The following is a 21,288-nucleotide window of genomic DNA, read 5'->3' as shown; positions in this document are numbered from 1 at the left end:
GGCCGCGCCCGGCCGGGGTCCTACTTCGCGGCGCGGCTCTCGGCGATCTGGCGGGACATGATCGTCGTGAGTTCGTACGCGGTGTGGGAGGCGGCGACGGCGGTGATCTCGGCGTGGTCGTAGGCCGGGGCGACCTCGACGACGTCCGCCGACACCAGGTTGCAGGAGGAGAGGCCGCGGAGGATCTCCAGGAGCTCGCGGGAGGTCATGCCGCCCGCCTCCGGGGTGCCGGTGCCGGGCGCGTGGGCCGGGTCGAGGCAGTCGATGTCGATGGAGATGTACAGCGGGCGGTCGCCGATGCGCTGGCGGAGCTGGTCGGCGACCTCGTCGGCACCGCGGCGGTAGATGTCCGCCGAGGTGACGATGCCGAAGCCCATCTTCTCGTCGTCGGTGAGGTCCTGCTTGCCGTACAGCGGGCCGCGCGTGCCGACGTGGGAGAGCGCCTCGGTGTCGAGGATGCCCTCCTCGACGGCGCGGCGGAACGGGGTGCCGTGGGTGTACTCGGCGCCGAAGTAGGTGTCCCAGGTGTCGAGGTGCGCGTCGAAGTGGAGCAGGGCGACGGGGCCGTGCTTCTTGGCGACGGAGCGGAGCAGCGGCAGCGCGATGGTGTGGTCGCCGCCGAGGGTCATCATGCGGGCGCCGGAGTTCAGCAGGTCGTCCGCCGCGGCCTCGATCGTCTCGACGGCCTCGTTGATGTTGAACGGGTTGGCGGCGATGTCGCCGGCGTCCGCGACCTGGGCGAGGGCGAACGGGGAGGCGTCCTGCGCCGGGTTGTACGGGCGGAGCAGGCGGGAGGCCTCGCGGATGGCGTTGCCGCCGAAGCGGGCGCCGGGGCGGTAGGAGACGCCGCTGTCGAAGGGGACGCCGACCACGGCGATGTCGGCGGTGCCGACCTCGTCGAGCCGCGGCAGCCGGGCGAACGTCGCGGGACCGGCGTACCGCGGGATGCGGGACGAGTCGATCGGGCCGCGCGGGGTGTTCTGGTCGCTGCTGCTCATGGTCGGGTCCTCCTGGGTGTTTCGGTGGGGGTCCGGTCGGGGCCTCGGGGCCCCGACCGGGAGTCTTCGGTGCGGTCAGCCGGTCGCGGCGGCCGGCACGGTCTCCGGCGTCGGGTCGGCGTCGGGGGTCTCCCGGCCCGCGAGGCGGGCGCGCCAGTGCGCGAGCACGGCGGCGTCCGTCGGGCGGGTCGCCAGGGAAACGATCACATATGCGGCGAGCGAGGCCAACAAACCATAGTAAACAGGCTCATTTGCAAGGATTCCGTAAGCCCACATCAGGCCAATGACGGCAAGGCCGCCGACGGTGACCGCGGCGAGCGCGCCCTGGACCGTGCCGCGGCGCCAGAGCAGTCCGCCGAGGATCGGCACGAGGAGCCCGCCGACCAGCAGGTTGTAGGCGACGGTGAGGGCCTGGACGACGTCGTTGAGGGCGATGGCGATGAGGATGACGGCGATGCCCATGATGAGGATGAAGACACGGTTGCCCTTCACCTCGTCGTGATCGCTCGCCTCGCCCGCGCCGTCCCCGGTGACCTTGCCCCGGAGACGCGACCAGATGTCGTTGTTGGCGACGGTGGCGCAGGCGATCAGCGCGCCCGAGGAGGTCGACATGACGGCGGCGAGGGCGGCGGCGAGGACGAGACCCCGGACACCCATCGGCAGCTCGTCCTTGACGATGGTGGCGAAGGCGTCGTCGGCGCTGGGCAGGTTCGGGTAGAGCACCTTCGCCGCGGTGCCGATGACGGCTCCGGCCAGGGCGTAGGCGAGACAGTAGGTGCCGGCGACGGTGCCGCCCCACTTGGCGACCTTGTCGGTGCGGGCGGTGAAGACCCGCTGCCAGATGTCCTGGCCGATGAGCATGCCGAAGGTGTAGATCAGCACGTACGTGAAGATCGTCTCGCCGCCGATGCCGAGCGGCTCGAAGTACGAGGTGGGCAGCGCGGCCTTCATCTCGGCGAAGCCGCCCGCCTTGACGACGGCGATCGGCAGCAGCAGGAGCAACACGCCGACGGTCTTCACCACGAACTGCACCATGTCGGTGATGGTGATGGACCACATGCCGCCGAGCGTCGAGTAGGCGACGACGATGGTGCCGCCGAGGACGATCGCGAGGGTCCGGGGCAGGTCGAAGAGGACGTCGAAGATCGTGGCGTAGGCGATGGTCGAGGTGACCGCGAGCATCAGGGTGTACGCCCACATGACGACGCCCGAGATGACGCCGGCCCTGCCGCCGTAGCGCAGGTCGAGCATCTCGGAGACGGTGTAGACCTTCAGCCGGGCGATCCGGGCGGAGAAGAAGATGCTCAGCGCGAGCAGGCCCAGGCCGATGGCGAAGACCATCCAGGCGCCCGAGAGTCCGTACTTGTAGCCGAGGCCCACGCCGCCGATGGTGGAGGCGCCGCCGAGGACGATGGCGGCCATCGTGCCGGAGTACATCCAGGGACCGAGGCGGCGCCCGGCGACCAGGAACTCGCTCTTGGACTTGGCGCGGCGCATGCCCCACCAGCCCATCGCGAGCATGCCGGCCAGGTACAGGGCGATCACTGTGTAGTCGACGGCCATGGGGCCTCCTTCGTTCACCTCGGTGGCGTGTCGTGCAGGGGAGTGACCGGAAGCTGATCGCGGGGACATCCGCCCGTACCCGCGGCCTCCGGATGCCACGACAGTAGGTGGCCGGAAAGCGGCGATGAAGTGTACGTTTCCTCCACCGACCGGGCGGGGGATGTACGAAGGGCCCATGACCATGACCTCCGCCGAGCCCGCCGCCACCCCGCCCGCGCCGCCGGTCTCGCTCACCGCGCTGCTCGCCCGACGGGACCTCGGACTGCGGCTGCTCGCCGGTCCCGAGGACGTCTCGATCCACTGGGTGCACACCTCGGAGATGGCCGACCCGTATCCGTACCTCCTCGGCGGCGAGCTGCTCATGACGGCGGGCGTGCAGCTCACCGATCCGGCGCACTACGTGGAGCGGGTGGTGGAGGCGGGGGCGGCGGCGCTCGCCTTCGGCGTGACGCCGGTGTACGACACGGTCCCCGCGGAGCTCGTCGAGGCCTGCGCCCGGCACCGTCTGCCGCTGGTCGAGGTGCCGCCGAGGACCCCGTTCACAGCGGTGGCGCGGGCGCTGTGGCGGCTGATGGCGGAGGCCCGGCTGTACGAGCTCCGCCGGGTGACGGAGGCGCAGCAGTCCCTGGCGGCGGCCGCGGCCCGGCCGGCCCCGGTCCCGGCGGTGCTCGGCGCGCTCGCCTCACGGCTCGGGGGACGGGCGGTGCTCTTCGCGGCGGACGGTACGGAGTCGGTGGCGGCCGGCCGGGAGGTGCCGGCGGAGGCGGCCCGGGCGCTGCGGGAGCTCGCGGGCGTCCTCGGACCGCGCCCGGGCGGCCCGGCCTCGGCGAGCGGGGACGGCGGCGGGCTCCGGCTCGCCGCGTACGCCCTCGGCGGCGGGGACGGGCTGACGCTCGGGGTGGCGACGGAGCGGCGCGGCCCCGGGGACCACACGATCGCGGGGGTCGCGGTCGTCCTGCTGTCCCTGCTGACGGCCCCTCACCGGGGCGCGGACGCGACCGTACGGGACGGGGCCCTGGTCCGGCTCCTGCTCGGCGCGGCCCCGGCGGAGATCGCGGACGCCCTGGGCCCGGGCCCGTGGACGGTGGTCCACGCCTCGGGCGGCGACGGCACCCCGTTCGCGGCGGCGAGCCTGGCGGCGGCCCTGGGCACACCGCTGATGGACGCGGGCGGTACGACTCCGGGGGCGTCGGGCGCGAGCGGCACGGCTCCCGGTGCGACGGGCCCGGGCGGCACGGCACCCGGTGCGACGGGCCCGGGCGGTACGGCTCCGGGGGCCGCGCCCGGCCCCGTACACCTGCTTCTGCCCGCCGCCTCCCCGGTCACCGCCCAGTCCGGCTGGACGCTGGGGGTGAGCGCCCCCGTCGAGGCCGACGAGCTCGCGGCGGCCGACGCGCAGGCGGCGCGGGCCCTGCGGCGGGCGGAGGCGACCGGGGCGGACCTCGTGCGGCACCGCCCGGGCGGGATCGCCGCCCTGGTGGACCCCGACGAGGCCGACGCCCACGCGCGCGCCCTCCTCGCCCCGCTGACCGGACCACTCGCCGAGACCCTGCGGGTGTGGCTCTCGCTGCACGGCAGCTGGGACCGGACGGCCGTCGCGATGGACATCCACCGCAACACCGTCCGTCAGCGGATCACCCGCTGCGCCGCCCTCCTGGGCCGGGACCTGGACGACCCGGACTTGCGCATGGAGCTGTGGTTCGCGCTCAAGTCCCGCTGAGGGGCGGCGCCGAGGGGCCGGTTTCCCGGGGCGGCCCCGGTCAGTGGACGGCCGCCCCGGCCTGGGCGGTCGCCAGTTCCTCGACCCGGCTGCGGTACACCTTGGCCAGGTCGCCGCCGTTCGCACCGGGAAGCCCCTCGGGACCGGCCCCGAGCGACTCCAGGACCGCGTCGGCACGGGCCTGACGGTCCGCCAGCGCACCTGTCGTGTGCGGGTACAGCAGGTGGAGCCCGCGCTTGTCGCCGTCCGACAGGTTCTGCCCGTTGCCGGCCGGCGCGCAGCTGCTGGGGGTGGACTTGTAGAAGAACTCCGGGAACCGGTACAGCATCACGGACTTCGTGTCGAAGGGCCCGGAGACGAGCTCCGGGGTGTCCACGGTGCGCAGGTTGTGGTCCACCTTCGCCCGGGGCCACCTGTTCGGCTCGCCCGCGAGGAAGGTGTAGATGCCGGGGAGCCGGCCCTCCGCGTCCGCGATGAAGACACCGGCCGGGTTCTGCGTGGGGACGTACCCGACCTCGTCCTCCCAGCGGAACTCGCCCTCGCAGGTGCCGCGCATGTTCTGGTGGGAGTGGTGGAACCCCAGGGCGTGCAGGAACTCGTGCCGCACGGTGCCCTCCCACTGGGCGGGCCTGTTCGACACGAACCGCCCGAGGTTCAGGCTGCGCTGGCCGGGGTTTCCTCCGACCGGGCCTCCTCCCGCACCGATGGCGCTGTCCGTGCTGTCGGTGCCCACCAGGGAGAAGAAGCCCGGCAGGTCGAAGCTGACCCGGATCTCGGCGGCGAGGTCGGTGTCGTCCTCGGTCCATCGCCGGAACGTTCCGCCGCCGTTCTGCCCGAAGTCGAGTGTCAGGTTGCAGGCGTCGGTGATCTGCTTCGTCGCGCCCGCGATGTCCGCGTGCAGCTGGTCGTTCCCGTCGAGGAACGCGATGCGCACCGTCTTGCCCAGTGGCCACCTCCCGATGTCGGTGACGAGGAACTCCAGGCCGCCGGAGGCCGTTGCGCGCCTCCAGCGGTCCCGCACCTCGATCTGGGCGACGACCTCGTCGGGGAGGGATTCGAGAGGGAGGGATTCGAGTTCCATGACGCGTCCTTTCGCATCACCATTCGGAATGAACATGGATCCCCCCGACCGACAGCGGTCCGGCGACGCACGGGCAGCTCGGCTCGCATCACGAGTGTGCCGACGTCGGAAGTTCACCTCCCAGTATCGTCCGGTCGGAGGTGTTCTGCGACTTGACTGTCACTCTGAGTAGTGCGACATCCGCCGTGATGACGCTGCGTCAGGACCAGAGCTTGTTCACGGCGGTCTTGGTCGTCGCCTTGAAGGCCGTCAGCGGCGCGTCCTTCAGGTCGCCCATCTGACCCCAGCGGACATAGGTGACCGTCCGGCCGTCACGGCCCACCGAGAAGAGGTGGATGTCGGTGTTGCCGATCTCCGGGTCGGCGGTGTCCAGGCTGTAGACCCAGGCGCCCTCCTCGACGGCGACCTTGCCGTGGGAGGCGCTGACGGCGTGCAGGCCCGGGTTCTGCCGCTCAAGGAGGGGGCCGCAGCCGGCGAGGGCCTTGCGGAGGGTGTCGACCAGCTTCACGGCGTCGGCCTCGGTGCGGGCGACGGTGGTGATCTGGACGCCGTTGGTGTCGAGCTCGGTGCTGAACTCGCGGTACCGGGTGTTCTGCGCCGGGATCTTGTACGGGGCGCAGAGGGCGCCGCCGTTCTCCGGGACGCCGGTGAAGACCGGTGTGGCGGTCCACGGCGTCGACGACGGCGGCATCTGGGAGGCGGCGAGGAAGGCGGGCTGGGCGGCGGCCTGCGCCGGGGCGGTGGCGAGGGCCGCGAGACCCAGGGCGGCAGCGGCGGCGGTGGCGAATGCGGTACGGAGCTTGTTCATGGTGGTGGATCCCCCGTCGGGTCGTTCGGTCAGTGCTCCACCAGCGTCGGGCCGGCGCCCGCCGCCTGCAACGGTGCCGCGCCCGCCACCCGTCCCGGAACCATCCCACCCCCGCTGACGTGCAAGGACATGAAGCGTGGGACGCAGGGTCGAGGGGGATGGAATGCCGAAGGACGCCGCCGTCGAGGAGTTCGCGCGGCTCGTGCGCGCGCTGAAGGCGCGGGACGGGCGCAGTTACGAGGCGCTGGGCCGGCGCCTGAGTGTCAGTGCGTCCACCCTCCACCGCTACTGCTCGGGCGCGACCGTCCCGGAGGAGTTCGCCGTGGTCGACCGCCTCGCCCTGCTGTGCGGGGCGGACGAGGAGGAGCGGCGGGCCCTGAAGGGGGCCTGGACCCGTGCGGACGGCGCCCGCCGCCCTCCGGCACCGGAACCCGGCGCGGAGTCGGAACCCGGCGCGGAATCGGCGCCGGAGCCCCGCCCGGAGCCGGCTCCGGAGCCGACTCCCGCGCCCGCGCCGGCCCCGGGGGCGGCGCCCGAGACCGAGCTGGAACCCGTGCACGCGCGCGTGCCGGGCCTCCCGTCCGAGCGTCGGAGGCGCCGGTGGGGGTGGGTGGGCGTGGTCGGCGGGGCGCTGGCGGTCGTGGGGGCGGTGACGCTCGGAGCCGTACTCCTGCCCGGGAAGCCCCGGGAGCGGGCCGCCGAACCCCCGGCGCCGCTGACGTGGACGGTCGCCTCGCACCTCTGGAAGAACGGCTGCGGGCACACCTACCTCGTGGAGCGCACACCTCCTCCCCCGCCGGAGGCGGCCGACGCGCGGAGCTGGGCGGCGGCGCAGGGGGCCGTCGACGGCGGGGAGACGCTGGTGCGGGTCTCGGTGCAGGGGAAGGGCGCGGCGGCGGTGGTGCTCCAGGCGCTGCACGTGCGGGTGGTGGAGCGGGGCGAGCCGCTGCCGTGGTCGGCGTACCGGATGGACGACGGGTGCGGCGGGGCGGTGACGCCTCGCCGGTTCGAGGTGGACCTGGACCGGCCGCGGCCGGTGGCGCGGTCGCTGGACGGGTACGACGCCTCCGGCTCCGAGGGCCGGACGCTCCCGGCGGTCTCCTTCCCGTACGCGGTCAGCGCCGCCGACCCCGAGGAGCTGCTCGTCACCGCCGGGACGACCGGCTGCGACTGCCGCTGGTACCTGGAACTGGTGTGGAGCTCGGAGGGCCGCTCGGGCACGGTCCGGATCACGGACGCCGCGGGGAGGCCGTTCCGGACCAGCGGGATCGAGGGGAGGCCGGTCCAGGAGTACGACGTCGTCGGTAGGCGCTGGATCACAGGCGAGGGCTCTGGACAGAGCGGGTGACTGCTGGGTAACTTCGATGAGCAAGGCTGAGCAAGCGCTTAGACAAGCGGACCAGGACCGGACACCGGACACGAAGGAGGCGGCTCGTGCGCCGTACCGTATTCAACGAGGACCACGAGGCGTTCCGGGAGACCATCCGCGCCTTCATCGAGGCCGAGGTCGTCCCGGTCTACGACGAGTGGTTCGCGGCCGGCCAGGCGCCGCGCGAGTTCTACGAGAAGCTCGGAGAGCTGGGCATCTTCGGCATCAACGTGCCCGAGGAGTTCGGCGGCGCGGGCCTGGACACCCACAAGTTCGAGGCCGTCCTCTACGAGGAGACCTCGCGCGCCGGTGTGCAGTTCGGCGGCTCCGGTGTCCACGTGCTGCTCGCCCTGCCGTACATCAAGATGCTCGCCACCGGCGACCAGAAGAAGCGCTACCTGCCGAAGTTCGTCACCGGCGAGGAGATGTGGGCCCTCGCGATGACCGAGCCGGGCACCGGCTCCGACGTCGCGGGCATGAAGACCACCGCCAAGCTCTCCGAGGACGGCACGCACTACGTCCTCAACGGCTCCAAGACCTTCATCACCGGTGGCGTCCACGCCGACCGCGTGATCGTCTGCGCCCGCACGTCCGCCCCGACGGCCGAGGACCGCCGCTTCGGCATCTCCCTCTTCGCCGTGGACACCAAGTCCGAGGGCTACTCCATCGGCCGCAAGCTGGACAAGCTGGGCCTGCGCACCTCCGACACGGCCGAGCTGGCCTTCGTCGACGTCAAGGTGCCCGTCGAGGACCTCCTCGGCGAGGAGGGCAAGGGCTTCTCCTACCTCGGCCACAACCTGGCCTCCGAGCGCTGGGGCATCGCCTTCGGCGCGTACGCCCAGGCCAAGGCCGCCGTGCGCTTCGCCAAGGAGTACGTGCAGGACCGCACCGTCTTCGGCAAGCCGGTCGCGCACTTCCAGAACACCAAGTTCGAGCTGGCCGCCTGCCAGGCCGAGGTCGACGCCGCCGAGGCCGTGGCCGACCGCGCCCTGGAGGCCCTGGACGCGGGCGAGCTGTCCCCGGCCGAGGCCGCGAGCGCCAAGCTCTTCTGCACCGAGGTCGCGCACCGCGTCATCGACCGCTGCCTCCAGCTGCACGGCGGCTACGGCTACATGAACGAGTACCCGATCGCGCGTCTGTACGCCGACAACCGCGTCAACCGCATCTACGGCGGCACCAGCGAGATCATGAAGTCGATCATCGCGAAGTCGATGGGCCTGTAAGTGCCGCAGTCGCACGACGCCCTGGATGGCCTGCTCGATCTGCTCGACCTGGAGCGGATCGAGCGGGACATCTTCCGGGGTGAGTCCCGCTCCGCGCTCGTCCCCCGCGTCTTCGGCGGCCAGGTGGCCGCCCAGGCCCTGGTGGCGGCGGGGCGGACGGTCCCGGAAGACCGCCTGGCGCACTCGCTCCACGCGTACTTCCTGCGTCCCGGGGACCCGGGCGCGCCGATCGTCTACACGGTCGACCGCATCCGCGACGGACGCTCCTTCACCACCCGCCGGGTCGTCGCCGTCCAGCACGGGCAGCCGATCTTCCACCTCTCGGCGTCGTTCCAGACGCACGAGGAGGGGCTCGACCACCAGGCGGACATGCCGGCCGCGCCGGACCCGGAGTCGCTGCCCACACCGGCCGAGATGCTGCCCCGCCACCTCCCCCGCGAGGTCGCGGACCGGCTGATCGAGGCCAGGGCGGCCGTCGACCTCCGCTACGCCGAGGTCCCGCCGTGGGGCTCGGTCGGGGAGCCGCGCGAGCCGCGCTCCCAGGTCTGGTTCCGCACCAACGGCAAACTGGCCGACGACCCGCTCCTCCACGTCGTCCTCGCCACGTACGTCTCCGACATGACGCTCCTCGACTCCGTCCTGCTCGCGCACGGCCGGGGCGGCTGGGCCGTCGGGGACGTCGTCGGGGCCTCCCTGGACCACGCCATGTGGTTCCACCGCCCGTTCCGGGCCGACGAATGGCTGCTGTACGACCAGGAGTCGCCGACCGCGTCCGGCGGGCGCGGTCTGGGCCAGGCCCGGATCTACACGCAGGACGGCAGGCTCGCGATCTCGGTCATCCAGGAGGGTGTCGTTCGCGTGCCGCGCTGACGACCGGACATAGCGTCCGATGTCATGGCAGAGCGGTCGGGCAGCGGTGAGAGCACGTTCACGGTGATCGTGGCGGCGGTGGCGAATCTGGGGATCGCCGCCGCCAAGGCCGTCGCCGGAGTCGTCAGCGGATCCAGCGCGATGCTGTCGGAGGCCGCCCACTCGGTCGCCGACACCGTCACCGAGGTCATGCTGCTCACCGCGCTCAAGCGGAGCGAGAAGCCGGCGGACGAGGACCATCCGGTGGGCTACGCGGGCGAGCGGTACGTCTGGGCGCTGCTCGCGGCCGTGGCGACCTTCGTGGGCGGCGCGGTCTTCTCCGTCTACGACGGCATCCACACCCTCGCCCACGGCGAGGAGGTGGGCGACCCGCTGATCTCCTACATCGTGCTCGGCGTCGCCTTCGTCCTGGAGGGCTACTCGCTCCGGACCGGCGTACGGCAGATGCGGGCCGAGGCGGAGCGGTCCCGGATCCCCTTCGCCCGCTACCTCCGCCTCACCCCCGACACCACGGTGAAGGCGGTGGTGATGGAGGACTCCGCCGCCCTGGCCGGCCTGATGCTGGCGGCCGGCGGTCTCCTCGGCGTCCAGATCACCGGTTCCAGCGTCTGGGACGGCGTCGCCTCGATCCTCATCGGCGCGCTGCTCGTGTACGTGGCCTGGGTGCTGGGCCGCTCCAACGCCGAACTCCTCATCGGCCGGCCGCTCCCGAAGCGGGTACGGGCCGAGATCCGCGAGGAGCTGCTCTCCGTCCCCCACATCGTGGACGTCCTCGACCTGACGACGCTCATCCAGGGGCCCGGAGAGGTGCTGATCGCGGCGAAGGTCGACTTCCGGGACGTGTCGTCGGCCGCGCAGGTCGAGTGGGCGTGCGAGGACGCGGAGGCCCAACTCCGGGAACGCTTCCCGTCGATCCGCCGGGTGTACCTGGACCCGACGCCGGGCGTGGAGCAGCGCCGGGACCGGCGGCCCTCCGATCCGGGCCCGATCTGACGAAATCGATCTTCTTTCCGAATGACGTACAACCTTGCACGGCTGCCGTGGGTCCAGTGGTTGTGGCGTAGGAACGCCCCAACCACAGCCCGGAGGAAGCCTCTTGAAGTACCTCAGCCCGGCCGGCCGAACCGTCTCGTCCCCCCTCCCCCCCCCCCCCCCCCCCCCCCCCGCCCCGCCCCCCCCCCCCCCCCCCCCCCCCCCCCCCCCCCCCCCCCCCACCACCGCCGCGGCGGAGCAGCAGACGGAGCCCTTCGCCCTCGCCTCCGGCGAGGCGCTGTACGGCGCCGGCTCCACAGGCTTCGTGACCTTTGTCCGGTCCCACGACGGCGTGAACACCACCTGGCAGTGGCGCCGGTCCGCGACCGGGTCCGCGACCACCCTGCCCAAGGGCGCCCCCGACTTCGCCAACCCCACGGCGGCCACGGACAGCGACCTCGTCGCGGTGCAGACGGGGGGAAGCAGCTACCGGCTCCTGGACATGGCGGGTGGCCCGTCCCTCGACATCGACACCACCTCGGTCGGTGAGGGGGCGGAACTGTGGCAGGTCGCGAGGGACACCCTCGTGATGGTCCGCGGCCGCAACAGCCTCCACCTCGTCTCCAAGCCCGGGAGCTCCGTCGTGCACCGCCAGGTGCAGGGCCTTCCCGCAGATGCGGAGATCCGGGACCTCAGGTACTCCCCCTCCGGCGCCCTCGCCGTCCGGTACGAGGTCGCGGACGTGGAGCACCTCGCCGTCGTCGACCTCGCCACGGCGAAGGTCGTCGAGGACCGGGCCGTGCCCAGGCTCTACCACTCGTCCGAGATCGCGGTCTCGGCCACCCACCTGGCGTGGGCCGAGAGCAACGCCGACGGCTCCGTCACCCTGGTGACGGCCCTCCGGGGTGCGGCGGGGACGACGCGGCACACCACCTTCGAGACCGACGGCGGCTTCTACGTTCCGGTCTCCCTGCTCGGGGAGTGGGTCGTCTTCGGCCTGTCCGGCAAGGACCTGTCGGCCGTCTCCCTCAAGGACGGCACGACCACCGGTCTTCTCGGCGGCCTGGGGGTCGTGTCGGCGTCCGGCGACGAGCTGCTGGCGGAGGGCAGCACCGCGGAGCACGGCAAGGGCCTGTACCGGATCGCTTCCGACGGTGACGGCCGGCCGGCCGTGACCCAGGTGGCGACCGACGGCGTGCGGACGCCCGTCTCGGTCGTGGACGAGCAGGTGCCCGCCACCGCCGGCTTCGGCACGGCCGGGTCCACGGCGGAGCTGCGCTGGAAGCTCAACCGGGGCGACGTGAAGGTGAGCCTCAAGCTGACGCACAAGGCGACGGGCAAGACCTGGACGGTCGGCAAGGACCTCCTGGGGACGGCCACCGAAGCCGCGTTCACCTGGGACGGGACCTTCGCGAACGGGACCGCCGCGTACAACGGCGCCTACGCGTGGCAGGTCGACGTCTCGCCGCTCAACGGCATCGGCGGGTCGGTCACGCGGAACGGCACCCTCCAGGTCGACAGCGGCATCGCCCCGCACGACTACTCGGACAGCGGCTCCCCGGACCTGCTCGTCCGCGACAGTTCGGGCCGCCTCGCCTCGTACGACGTCCGGCAGTTCGTCGCGGCGCCGGACAAGACGTGGGAGCGGACCGAGCGGGGCGGCGGCTGGTCCGTGTACGACCGGCTGCTGTCCGCGGGGAACCTCGACGCGACCCCTTACGCGGATGTCGTCGCCCGCGACAAGGAGGGCGTGCTGTGGCTCTACTCGGGCACGGGCCACTCGCTTTCGCCGCGGGTCAGGATCGGCTCCGGCTGGGGCGTGTACTCGACGCTCGCGGCGGGCTCCGACCTGACCGGCGACGGCCGCCCCGACCTCGTCGCCACCGACACGGCGGGTGTGCTGTGGCTGTACAAGGCCACCGGCGACGCCGCCAAGCCGTTCGAGGCGCGCGTCCGCGTCGGCGGCGGATGGAACACGTACGACCTGCTCACCGCCCCGGGCGACATCGGCGGTGCGAAGTCCGGCGATCTCCTCGCCCGCGACCGGGACGGCGCGCTGTGGCTGTACCTCGGCAAGGGGGACGGCACGTTCGCGCCGCGCACCAAGGTCGGCGGCGGGTGGGGCCAGTTCCGGCACATCGTCAACGTCGGCGATGTGGACCGGGACGGCCGGGCGGACCTGATCGCGGAGAGCGGATCCCCGCAGTCCACGCTGCTCCACGTCTACAAGGGCACCGGTGACTGGAAGGCCCCGTTCGGGCGCGGAACGCACCTCGACGTCGTCTCGCCGTACAGCTCCCCGTACGACACCCCCGCCCCCGTCGTCTTCTGATCCCCTCACCGCAGGGGAAGGCACCCCGACACGGACGCCCCGCGCCATCTCGGCGCGGGGCGTTCCCGTCTTCCGGTCCCGCGCCCCGGTCCGGCGGCGCCGGGCCCGTCAGGCGAGGCCCGCCGCGTTCAGGGTGTACGCCGTCATCGGCTCGTAGAAGCGCGGGTCCAGGACGTGGTCGTCCAGCGGGATCGTGACCTGCATCGTGCCCTCGGCCTCGCCGATGAAGAGGGCGGGGTCGTTGCAGTCGGCGTACCCGACGGAGTCGATCCCCCGCTGACCCGCCCGCCCGGCCCAGCCGTGGTCCGCGATCACCAGATCGGGCCGTCCGTCCTCGCCGAGCGCGTCGAGGATCGCGTTCATCGGCTCCGGGGAGTGGGTGTGCCAGAGGCTCGCGCCCCGCTCGAAGACGGCGACGTCGGCGAACTGCACGACGTACCCCTCGTCGGCGACGAGCCCACCGGGGATCTTCACGATGTCGCAGCCCTGGGCGCGCAGCCCGGCGGCGACCCGGCTGTGCACGTCGATCAGCGCGCCGGGGTGGCCGGTCGCGAAGAGGACCCGCTCCTTGCCGGCGGCGGCCTTGCGCAGCCGGGCGGCCATCCGCTCCAGGCCGTCGACGGTGAGTTCGGGGTCGATGGTGTCCTGGCCGGCCCGGTGGGCCGGATCGTCGATGACGCCGCAGCGCTCGGCCATCACGGCGAGCACGTCCTGCTCGTCGGTCCAGCGGTCGCCGAGCTCCAGGCCGAGCCAGTAGTGCCGGTCGCCGTTGGCGAGCTTGCGGTAGTGGGAGAGGTTGTTGTCGCGCGGGGTGGCGACGTCTCCCGCGATCCGGCTGCGGACGAGGTGCTCGACGAGGGCGGGGCGGCTGAGTATCGGCATGGGGCTCATTCTGGACGACGGCCCGCCGTTGTGGGCAATCGTTCCGTCCCCTGGACCCGCCGGGGCACCGGCGGTCACTCGCCTTCGAGGGCCCCGAAGGCTCCGTGGGCCAGGCGCCGGAGAAGGTCCTCCATCGACCGGCGCCCCACCGCGTCGAGGTGCGGCGTCGAGTTGAGCAGGCCGAACACCGCGTGGACCGCCGTCCGCGACTCCGACTCCCCCGCGTCCGGGTACAGCTCGCGGACCACCGTCACCCACAGCTCCACGTACTGCCGCTGGAGCTGCCGCACCCGCTTGCGGTCCTCGTCCTTGAGGCGGTCCAGCTCACGGTCGTGGAGGGTGATCAGCGGCCGGTCGTCGAGGGCGAAGTCGATGTGGCCGTCGATGAGGGCACCGAGGAGGGCCTCGGGGTCGCCCGTGCTCTCGCCGACCCGCAGCCTGCCGCCGTCGAGGAGCCGCTCGCTGATGCCGACGAGGAGCTCGGCGAGCATCGCGTCCTTGCCGGGGAAGTGACGGTAGAGGCCGGGGCCGCTGATGCCGACGGCCGCCCCTATCTCGTCCACGCCCACACCGTGGAAACCGCGCTCGGCGAAGAGGCGGGCGGCCTCCTTGAGGATCTGCCGGCGCCGCGTCGGGGCGTCGGTCCTGCCGGTGGCGGTCCGCGTCGCGGCCGGGGTCGTGGTCATGGATTCGATTCTAGACAACCCGGTTAGCGGTCGTTAACCTGAACGGCATACGTTAACGCTCATTAACCGAGCAAGGGAGCTCGAGGGATGCAGCAGGCACCTGTGCTGGCGAGTGCGGCGGATCCCGCATCGCCGGCCTGGCAGGCGAACGAGGCGGCGCACCACGAGCTGGCGGCCGTCCTGCGCGCCAAGCTCGCGGCGGCGGCGCTGGGCGGCGGTGAGAAGTCCCGCGCCCGGCACACCGCGCGCGGGAAGCTGCTGCCGAGGGACCGGGTGGACACCCTCCTCGACCCCGGCTCCCCCTTCCTGGAGCTGGCGCCGCTCGCGGCGAACGGGATGTACGGCGACGCGGCCCCGGCCGCCGGCGTCATCGCGGGCATCGGTCGGGTCTCGGGCCGCGAGTGCGTGATCGTCGCCAACGACGCGACGGTCAAGGGCGGCACGTACTACCCGATGACGGTGAAGAAGCACCTTCGGGCCCAGGAGGTGGCGCTGGAGAACCGTCTCCCCTGCCTCTACCTGGTCGACTCGGGCGGCGCGTTCCTGCCGATGCAGGACGAGGTCTTCCCCGACCGGGAGCACTTCGGCCGGATCTTCTACAACCAGGCCCGGATGTCCGGCGCGGGCATCCCGCAGATCGCGGCGGTCCTCGGCTCGTGCACGGCCGGTGGCGCGTACGTGCCGGCGATGAGCGACGAGGCCGTGATCGTCCGGAACCAGGGCACGATCTTCCTCGGCGGTCCGCCGCTGGTGAAGGCGGCCACCGGTGAGGTCGTCACGGCGGAGGAGCTGGGCGGCGGCGAGGTCCACTCGCGGATCTCCGGCGTCACCGACCACCTCGCCGAGGACGACGCGCACGCGCTGCGGATCGTCCGGAACATCGTCGCGACGCTCCCCGAGCGGGGCCCGCTGCCCTGGTCGGTCGAGCCGGTCGAGGAGCCGAAGGTGGATCCGGCCGGGCTGTACGGCGCGGTGCCGGTGGACTCCCGTACCCCCTACGACGTGCGCGAGGTCATCGCCCGGGTCGTGGACGGCTCCCGCTTCCAGGAGTTCAAGTCCGAGTACGGGCAGACCCTGATCACCGGCTTCGCCCGGATCCACGGGCACCCGGTCGGCATCGTCGCCAACAACGGCATCCTGTTCGCCGAGTCCGCCCAGAAGGGCGCGCACTTCATCGAACTGTGCGACCAGCGCGGCATCCCGCTGGTCTTCCTGCAGAACATCACCGGCTTCATGGTCGGCAAGGCGTACGAGCACGGCGGCATCGCCAAGCACGGCGCCAAGATGGTGACGGCCGTGGCCACCACCCGGGTCCCGAAGCTGACGGTCGTCGTCGGCGGTTCGTACGGCGCGGGCAACTACTCGATGTGCGGCCGGGCGTACTCGCCGCGCTTCCTGTGGATGTGGCCGAACGCCAAGATCTCGGTCATGGGCGGCGAGCAGGCCGCGTCCGTCCTCGCGACCGTCAAGCGCGACCAGCTCGGCGACGGGTGGAGCGCGGAGGACGAGGAGGCCTTCAAGGCCCCGATCCGCGAGCAGTACGAGACCCAGGGCAGCGCCTACTACGCGAGCGCCCGGCTCTGGGACGACGGTGTCATCGACCCGTTGGAGACCCGGCAGGTCCTCGGACTCGCCCTGACCGCCTGTGCCAACGCGCCCCTGGGAGACCCCCAGTTCGGCGTCTTCCGGATGTGAGGGTGTGAGGACGTCCATGTTCGACACAGTGCTCGTCGCGAATCGCGGCGAGATCGCGGTCCGGGTCATCCGCACGCTGCGGGAGCTCGGTGTGCGTTCGGTCGCGGTGTACAGCGACGCGGACGCCGACGCCCGGCACGTACGGGAGGCGGACACGGCGGTACGGATCGGCCCGCCGCCGGCCTCGGAGTCGTACCTGTCGGTGGAGGCGCTCCTCGACGCGGCCCGCCGCACGGGCGCGCAGGCGGTGCACCCCGGATACGGCTTCCTCGCGGAGAACGCGGGATTCGCGCAGGCGTGCGCGGACGCCGGGCTCGTCTTCATCGGCCCGCCCGCCTCGGCGATCTCCCTGATGGGCGACAAGATCAGGGCGAAGGAGACCGTGAAGACGGCGGGTGTCCCCGTCGTCCCCGGCGCGGCCGACCCCGAGCTGGAGGTCGCGGCACGCGAGTTGGGCGCACCGGTGCTGCTCAAGCCGAGCGCCGGCGGCGGCGGCAAGGGCATGCGGCTGGTCCGCGACCTGTCGACGCTGACGGAGGAGATCGCGTCCGCGCGTCGCGAGGCCCGTGCCTCCTTCGGCGACGACACGCTGCTCGTGGAGCGGTGGATCGACCGGCCCCGGCACATCGAGATCCAGGTCCTGGCGGACGCCCACGGCAACGTGATCCACCTGGGCGAGCGCGAGTGCTCGCTCCAGCGCCGCCACCAGAAGATCATCGAGGAGGCGCCGAGCGTCCTGCTGACTCCGGAGATCCGGGCGTCGATGGGCGCGGCGGCGGTCGAGGCGGCGCGGTCCTGCGGGTATGTGGGCGCGGGCACGGTCGAGTTCATCGTGCCCGGCGGCGACCCGTCCTCGTACTACTTCATGGAGATGAACACCCGCCTCCAGGTGGAGCACCCGGTCACCGAACTGATCACCGGCGTGGACCTGGTGGAGTGGCAGCTGAGGGTGGCCGCCGGCGAGCCGCTGCCCTTCGCGCAGGAGGACATCACCCTCACGGGCTGGGCGATCGAGGCGCGGATCTGCGCGGAGGACCCGTCCCGGGGCTTCCTGCCGTCGGGCGGCACGGTCCTGGCCCTGAACGAGCCCGCGGGCGACGGCGTCCGCACGGACTCGGGCCTCTCGGAGGGTACGGAGGTCTCGTCCCTCTACGACCCGATGCTGTCGAAGGTCATCGTCCACGCGGAGGACCGTCCGACGGCCCTGCGCCGCCTGCGCGCGGCCCTGGCGGACACGGTGACCCTGGGAGTCCCGACGAACGCAGGCTTCCTGCGGCGCCTGCTGGCCCACCCGGACGTCGTCTCCGGCGCCCTGGACACCGGTCTGGTGGAGCGGGACGCGGAGAGCCTGGTCCCGGAGGGCGTCCCGGAGGAGGTGTACGCGGCGGCGGCGGCCGTACGGCTCGCGGGGCTGGCTCCGGCACCCCGGGACGGCTGGACCGACCCGTTCTCGGTGCCGAGCGGCTGGCGCCTGGGCGGCAGCCCCGCCCCGCTCCCCTTCCCCGTGCGGGCGGCGGGACTCGAACCCGTCATGGCCGAGGCGCCGGCCGGCGCCCGGGTCACCGGCTCCTCGGTGACGGTCACGGTGGACGGCATCGTCCACCGCTTCCACCGGGCCGAGGACTGGCTGGGCCGCGACGGCGACTCCTGGCACGTCATGGACCACGACCCCGTCGCCGCCGCGCTGTCCGGCGCCCGGCACGGGGGCGCCGACACGCTCGCCGCACCCATGCCGGGGACCGTGACCGTCGTCAAGGTGGCCGTCGGGGACGAGGTCGAGGCCGGGCAGAGTCTGCTGGTCGTCGAGGCGATGAAGATGGAGCACGTCATCTCCGCGCCGCACGCCGGCACCGTCACCGAGCTGGACGTCACGCCCGGTTCGACCGTCGCCATGGACCAGATCCTGGCCGTGGTGACGCCCCGCGAGGAGGAGGGCGCATGACCGCCGCTGGACTGCCCATGGCCGTGCCCGATCCCGCGCTGCCGGCCCGGGTGCGGATCCACGAGGTCGGCGCGCGCGACGGCCTGCAGAACGAGAAGGGCGCCGTTCCGACCGAGGTGAAGGCGGAGTTCATCCGGCGGCTCGCCGCCGCCGGGCTCTCCACGGTCGAGGCGACCAGCTTCGTGCACCCCAAGTGGGTGCCCCAGCTGGCGGACGCGGAGGAGCTGTTCCCGCTCGTCCGCGACCTGCCGGTCCGGCTCCCCGTCCTCGTGCCGAACGAGCGCGGTCTCGACCGTGCGCTCGCGCTCGGTGTCCGGGAGATCGCCGTCTTCGCCTCCGCCACGGAGTCGTTCGCGAAGGCCAACCTCAACCGGACCGTGGACGAGGCCCTCGCCCTCTTCTCCCCCACGGTCACCCGTGCCATAGAGGCCGGGCTCAAGGTCCGCGGCTATCTGTCGATGTGCTTCGGCGACCCCTGGGAGGGCGCCGTCCCGGTCGAGCAGGTCGTCCGCGTCACCAAGGCCCTCGCGGAGATGGGCTGCGACGAGCTGAGCCTCGGCGACACCATCGGCGTCGCCACCCCCGGTCATGTCGCGGCGCTGCTGACGGCGCTGAACGAGGCCGGCGTCCCCACCTCCCGGCTCGCCGTGCACTTCCACGACACCTACGGCCAGGCCCTCTCCAACACCCTGGCGGCCCTGCGCCACGGGGTGACCACGGTCGACGCCTCCGCGGGCGGCCTCGGCGGCTGCCCGTACGCGAAGAGCGCGACCGGCAATCTCGCCACCGAGGATCTCGTGTGGATGCTCGACGGTCTCGGCATCGAGACCGGGGTCGATCTGGCCGCCCTCACCGCCACGAGCGGGTGGATGGCCGAACAGCTGGGCCGGCCCAGCCCCTCCCGTACCGTCCGCGCCCTCTCCCACAAGGAGTGACGTCCCCCATGTCTCTCGACCACCGGCTCTCCGCAGAGCACGAGGAACTCCGCCGTACCGTCGAGGCGTTCGCGCACGACGTCGTGGCGCCGAAGATCGGCGACTACTACGAGCGGCACGAGTTCCCGTACGAGATCGTCCGCGAGATGGGCCGCATGGGCCTGTTCGGGCTGCCGTTCCCCGAGGAGTACGGCGGCATGGGCGGTGACTACCTGGCGCTCGGCATCGCCCTGGAGGAGCTGGCCCGGGTCGACTCCTCCGTCGCGATCACCCTGGAGGCGGGTGTCTCACTCGGCGCGATGCCCGTGTACCTCTACGGTACGGACGAGCAGAAGCGCGAGTGGCTGCCGAGGCTCTGTGCCGGCGAGCTGCTCGGTGCCTTCGGGCTCACCGAGCCGGGCGCCGGTTCGGACGCGGGCGGCACGCGGACGACGGCCGTGCGCGACGGCGACCACTGGGTCGTCAACGGTTCGAAGTGCTTCATCACCAACTCCGGTACGGACATCACGGGTCTGGTGACGGTCACGGCGGTCACCGGCCGCAAGCCCGACGGCCGTCCGCTGATCTCCTCGATCATCGTCCCGTCCGGCACCCCCGGCTTCACCGTCGCCGCCCCCTACTCGAAGGTCGGCTGGAACGCCTCGGACACCCGTGAGCTGTCCTTCGACGACGTCCGCGTCCCGGTGGAGAACCTGCTCGGCGAGGAGGGCCGCGGGTACGCGCAGTTCCTGCGGATCCTGGACGAGGGCCGGGTCGCGATCGCGGCGCTGGCGACGGGTCTGGCGCAGGGCTGTGTCGACGAGTCGGTGAAGTACGCGAAGGAGCGTCACGCCTTCGGCCGGCCGATCGGCGACAACCAGGCCATCCAGTTCAAGATCGCCGACATGGAGATGCGGGCGCACATGGCCCGGATCGGCTGGCGGGACGCGGCCTCGCGGCTGGTCCTCGGCGAGACGTTCAAGAAGGAGGCGGCGATCGCGAAGCTGTACTCCTCGACGGTGGCCGTGGACAACGCCCGCGAGGCGACCCAGATCCACGGCGGCTACGGCTTCATGAACGAGTACCCGGTGGCCCGGATGTGGCGCGACTCGAAGATCCTGGAGATCGGCGAGGGCACAAGCGAGGTCCAGCGGATGCTGATCGCACGGGAGTTGGGCCTCCAGGCCTGACCCGGACGGGTTCGCACGGAGGGCCGTACACAGGTCCGCGCGGAGGGTCCGCCACCCCGGGGGGTGGTGGACCCTCCCCCCGTACCGGAACTTATGAGGTTAGGCTAACCTATGTTCCCATGACGAAGCCCGAGACCGCCCCCTTCCAGTTCTTCCACCTGCGGGTGGACCGGACCCGGCGGCTCGGCCCGTCCCTGGTCCGCGTCACCTTCACCGGCGACGAGCTGAAGGACTTCGCCGCCGGCGGCCGCGACCAGTCGCTCTCCCTCTTCCTGCCGCACCCCGGCCAGGACGCGCCCGTCCTGCCGCCGCTGGACGACCCGGACATGTACGCGATCCTCGGCGCCTGGCGCGCGATGCCCGACGACGTGCGGGCCGTGATGCGTTCGTACACCGTCCGCGAGCAGCGCACCGAGCCGGAGCACGGCGAGAACGCCGTCGACATCGACTTCGCGATCCACGAGGACGGCGGCCCCGCCTGCCGCTGGGCCTCACGGGCCACCCCCGGCGACCGCGTGGTCGTCCTCGGCCCGGCGATCGCCGAGAACACCGGCGTCCGCTTCCGACCGCCCGCGGACGCCGACTCCGTCCTGATCTGGGCCGACGAGACGGCCCTTCCGGCCGCCTCGGCGATCCTGGAATGGCTGCCGGCCGAGACGCGCGCGCAGGTGTTCCTGGAGGTGCCGTACTCCGGCGACCGCACGGAGCTCGCCACCCAGGCCGACGCGACGGTCACCTGGCTCGTACGGGAGGAGGGGGCGCCGTCCGCCATGGACGCGGTGCGCGGGGTCGAACTGCCCGGGGAGGCGCCGTACGTGTGGATCGCGGGCGAGTCCGGTGCGGTGAAGGCGCTGCGCCGCCACTTCGTGCGGGACCGTGAACTCGACCGGCGCCGGGTGACGTTCGTCGGCTACTGGCGCAAGGGCCTCTCCGAGGACGCGCTGCGCGAGGTCCCGGACGAGACGCAGGAGGACGCGTAGCCGGGGTCACACTCCGCCGTTCCGGACACTACGGGCGATACGCACATCAACTGCCTTGACCCA

At 72.5% G+C, this 21,288-nt stretch carries 17 protein-coding genes; 11 read left to right on the top strand and 6 right to left on the bottom strand.

The window, feature by feature from the left end; all coding sequences use genetic code 11:
• Positions 1–20: 20 nt before the first annotated feature.
• Positions 21–998, bottom strand: a complete 978-nt coding sequence (speB, locus tag ACZ4XX_RS07220; RefSeq protein WP_030325085.1) for an agmatinase — start codon at positions 996–998, stop codon at positions 21–23.
• Positions 999–1,073: 75 nt separating this feature from the next.
• A complete protein-coding gene (locus ACZ4XX_RS07215; protein WP_468506935.1) occupies positions 1,074–2,561 on the bottom strand; it encodes a sodium:solute symporter family protein in 1,488 nt (495 codons plus the stop codon).
• Between the two features lie 175 nt (positions 2,562–2,736).
• Between ACZ4XX_RS07215 and ACZ4XX_RS07210 the strand changes: the two genes are divergently transcribed.
• Entirely contained in the window at positions 2,737–4,281 is a 1,545-nt protein-coding gene (locus tag ACZ4XX_RS07210; protein WP_468506934.1) for a PucR family transcriptional regulator, read from the top strand.
• Positions 4,282–4,321: 40 nt separating this feature from the next.
• Here the strand turns inward: ACZ4XX_RS07210 and ACZ4XX_RS07205 are convergent, their stop codons facing one another.
• Together ACZ4XX_RS07205 and ACZ4XX_RS07200 are read right to left on the bottom strand one after the other, a co-directional pair.
• Positions 4,322–5,362, bottom strand: a complete 1,041-nt coding sequence (locus ACZ4XX_RS07205) for a zinc metalloprotease (RefSeq protein ID WP_468506933.1) — start codon at positions 5,360–5,362, stop codon at positions 4,322–4,324.
• A 199-nt stretch (positions 5,363–5,561) separates the two neighbouring features.
• The gene (locus ACZ4XX_RS07200; RefSeq protein WP_468506932.1) at positions 5,562–6,170 is read right to left on the bottom strand and encodes a hypothetical protein; all 609 of its coding nucleotides are present in this window, start codon (positions 6,168–6,170) and stop codon (positions 5,562–5,564) included.
• 163 nt (positions 6,171–6,333) lie between these two features.
• On the opposite strand from ACZ4XX_RS07200, the gene ACZ4XX_RS07195 reads away from it, so the two are divergent.
• The 5 genes from ACZ4XX_RS07195 (at position 6,334) to ACZ4XX_RS07175 (ending at position 12,936) form a co-directional block, all read left to right on the top strand.
• On the top strand, positions 6,334–7,518 hold the full coding sequence (locus ACZ4XX_RS07195) for a helix-turn-helix domain-containing protein (protein WP_468506931.1): 1,185 nt from the start codon (positions 6,334–6,336) through the stop codon (positions 7,516–7,518).
• 86 nt (positions 7,519–7,604) lie between these two features.
• Entirely contained in the window at positions 7,605–8,762 is a 1,158-nt protein-coding gene (locus tag ACZ4XX_RS07190; protein ID WP_329278994.1) for an acyl-CoA dehydrogenase family protein, read from the top strand.
• Positions 8,763–9,632 carry an acyl-CoA thioesterase II gene (gene tesB / locus ACZ4XX_RS07185; RefSeq protein WP_468506930.1) on the top strand — a complete coding sequence of 290 codons (870 nt, stop codon included), beginning with the start codon at positions 8,763–8,765 and terminating at the stop codon, positions 9,630–9,632.
• Positions 9,633–9,656: 24 nt separating this feature from the next.
• Positions 9,657–10,625: a cation diffusion facilitator family transporter gene (locus ACZ4XX_RS07180; RefSeq protein ID WP_468506929.1), complete on the top strand. Its 969-nt coding sequence runs from the start codon at positions 9,657–9,659 to the stop codon at positions 10,623–10,625.
• Positions 10,626–10,929: 304 nt separating this feature from the next.
• Positions 10,930–12,936 (top strand): FG-GAP repeat domain-containing protein, encoded by a 2,007-nt coding sequence (locus ACZ4XX_RS07175; RefSeq protein WP_468506928.1) that lies wholly within the window; start codon positions 10,930–10,932, stop codon positions 12,934–12,936.
• Between the two features lie 108 nt (positions 12,937–13,044).
• Here ACZ4XX_RS07175 and ACZ4XX_RS07170 read toward each other — a convergent pair whose 3' ends face one another.
• Entirely contained in the window at positions 13,045–13,818 is a 774-nt protein-coding gene (locus ACZ4XX_RS07170) for a phosphatase (protein WP_468506927.1), read from the bottom strand.
• 74 nt (positions 13,819–13,892) lie between these two features.
• Positions 13,893–14,504 (bottom strand): SACE_7040 family transcriptional regulator, encoded by a 612-nt coding sequence (locus ACZ4XX_RS07165; protein ID WP_468506926.1) that lies wholly within the window; start codon positions 14,502–14,504, stop codon positions 13,893–13,895.
• 87 nt (positions 14,505–14,591) lie between these two features.
• Between ACZ4XX_RS07165 and ACZ4XX_RS07160 the strand changes: the two genes are divergently transcribed.
• The 5 genes from ACZ4XX_RS07160 to ACZ4XX_RS07140 all read left to right on the top strand — a co-directional run bounded on the left by ACZ4XX_RS07160 (position 14,592) and on the right by ACZ4XX_RS07140 (position 21,225).
• Positions 14,592–16,199 carry a carboxyl transferase domain-containing protein gene (locus ACZ4XX_RS07160; protein ID WP_329279007.1) on the top strand — a complete coding sequence of 536 codons (1,608 nt, stop codon included), beginning with the start codon at positions 14,592–14,594 and terminating at the stop codon, positions 16,197–16,199.
• A 16-nt stretch (positions 16,200–16,215) separates the two neighbouring features.
• Positions 16,216–18,141 (top strand): acetyl/propionyl/methylcrotonyl-CoA carboxylase subunit alpha, encoded by a 1,926-nt coding sequence (locus ACZ4XX_RS07155; RefSeq protein ID WP_468506925.1) that lies wholly within the window; start codon positions 16,216–16,218, stop codon positions 18,139–18,141.
• Positions 18,138–19,076 carry a hydroxymethylglutaryl-CoA lyase gene (locus tag ACZ4XX_RS07150; RefSeq protein WP_468506924.1) on the top strand — a complete coding sequence of 313 codons (939 nt, stop codon included), beginning with the start codon at positions 18,138–18,140 and terminating at the stop codon, positions 19,074–19,076. The genes ACZ4XX_RS07155 and ACZ4XX_RS07150 overlap by 4 nt, the downstream gene beginning before the upstream one ends.
• Positions 19,077–19,084: 8 nt before the next feature.
• Positions 19,085–20,245, top strand: a complete 1,161-nt coding sequence (locus ACZ4XX_RS07145; RefSeq protein ID WP_468506923.1) for an acyl-CoA dehydrogenase family protein — start codon at positions 19,085–19,087, stop codon at positions 20,243–20,245.
• A 119-nt stretch (positions 20,246–20,364) separates the two neighbouring features.
• Positions 20,365–21,225 (top strand): siderophore-interacting protein, encoded by an 861-nt coding sequence (locus ACZ4XX_RS07140; protein WP_468506922.1) that lies wholly within the window; start codon positions 20,365–20,367, stop codon positions 21,223–21,225.
• Positions 21,226–21,288 lie beyond the last annotated feature (63 nt).

The organism is Streptomyces sp. NPDC029956 (assembly GCF_055574655.1).
This window is presented reverse-complemented; position numbering and strand designations above follow the sequence as displayed.

What these genes read in the sequence shown, in the direction of transcription:
- speB (WP_030325085.1), bottom strand. Translation starts at nt 998, where the DNA reads ATGAGCAGCAGCGACCAGAACACCCCGCGCGGCCCGATCGACTCGTCC.
- ACZ4XX_RS07205 (WP_468506933.1), bottom strand. Translation starts at nt 5,362, where the DNA reads ATGGAACTCGAATCCCTCCCTCTCGAATCCCTCCCCGACGAGGTCGTC.
- ACZ4XX_RS07140 (WP_468506922.1), top strand. Translation starts at nt 20,365, where the DNA reads ATGACGAAGCCCGAGACCGCCCCCTTCCAGTTCTTCCACCTGCGGGTG.
- ACZ4XX_RS07160 (WP_329279007.1), top strand. Translation starts at nt 14,592, where the DNA reads ATGCAGCAGGCACCTGTGCTGGCGAGTGCGGCGGATCCCGCATCGCCG.
- ACZ4XX_RS07145 (WP_468506923.1), top strand. Translation starts at nt 19,085, where the DNA reads ATGTCTCTCGACCACCGGCTCTCCGCAGAGCACGAGGAACTCCGCCGT.
- ACZ4XX_RS07215 (WP_468506935.1), bottom strand. Translation starts at nt 2,561, where the DNA reads ATGGCCGTCGACTACACAGTGATCGCCCTGTACCTGGCCGGCATGCTC.
- ACZ4XX_RS07165 (WP_468506926.1), bottom strand. Translation starts at nt 14,504, where the DNA reads ATGACCACGACCCCGGCCGCGACGCGGACCGCCACCGGCAGGACCGAC.
- ACZ4XX_RS07210 (WP_468506934.1), top strand. Translation starts at nt 2,737, where the DNA reads ATGACCATGACCTCCGCCGAGCCCGCCGCCACCCCGCCCGCGCCGCCG.
- ACZ4XX_RS07155 (WP_468506925.1), top strand. Translation starts at nt 16,216, where the DNA reads ATGTTCGACACAGTGCTCGTCGCGAATCGCGGCGAGATCGCGGTCCGG.
- ACZ4XX_RS07200 (WP_468506932.1), bottom strand. Translation starts at nt 6,170, where the DNA reads ATGAACAAGCTCCGTACCGCATTCGCCACCGCCGCCGCTGCCGCCCTG.
- ACZ4XX_RS07150 (WP_468506924.1), top strand. Translation starts at nt 18,138, where the DNA reads ATGACCGCCGCTGGACTGCCCATGGCCGTGCCCGATCCCGCGCTGCCG.
- ACZ4XX_RS07170 (WP_468506927.1), bottom strand. Translation starts at nt 13,818, where the DNA reads ATGCCGATACTCAGCCGCCCCGCCCTCGTCGAGCACCTCGTCCGCAGC.
- ACZ4XX_RS07180 (WP_468506929.1), top strand. Translation starts at nt 9,657, where the DNA reads ATGGCAGAGCGGTCGGGCAGCGGTGAGAGCACGTTCACGGTGATCGTG.
- ACZ4XX_RS07195 (WP_468506931.1), top strand. Translation starts at nt 6,334, where the DNA reads ATGCCGAAGGACGCCGCCGTCGAGGAGTTCGCGCGGCTCGTGCGCGCG.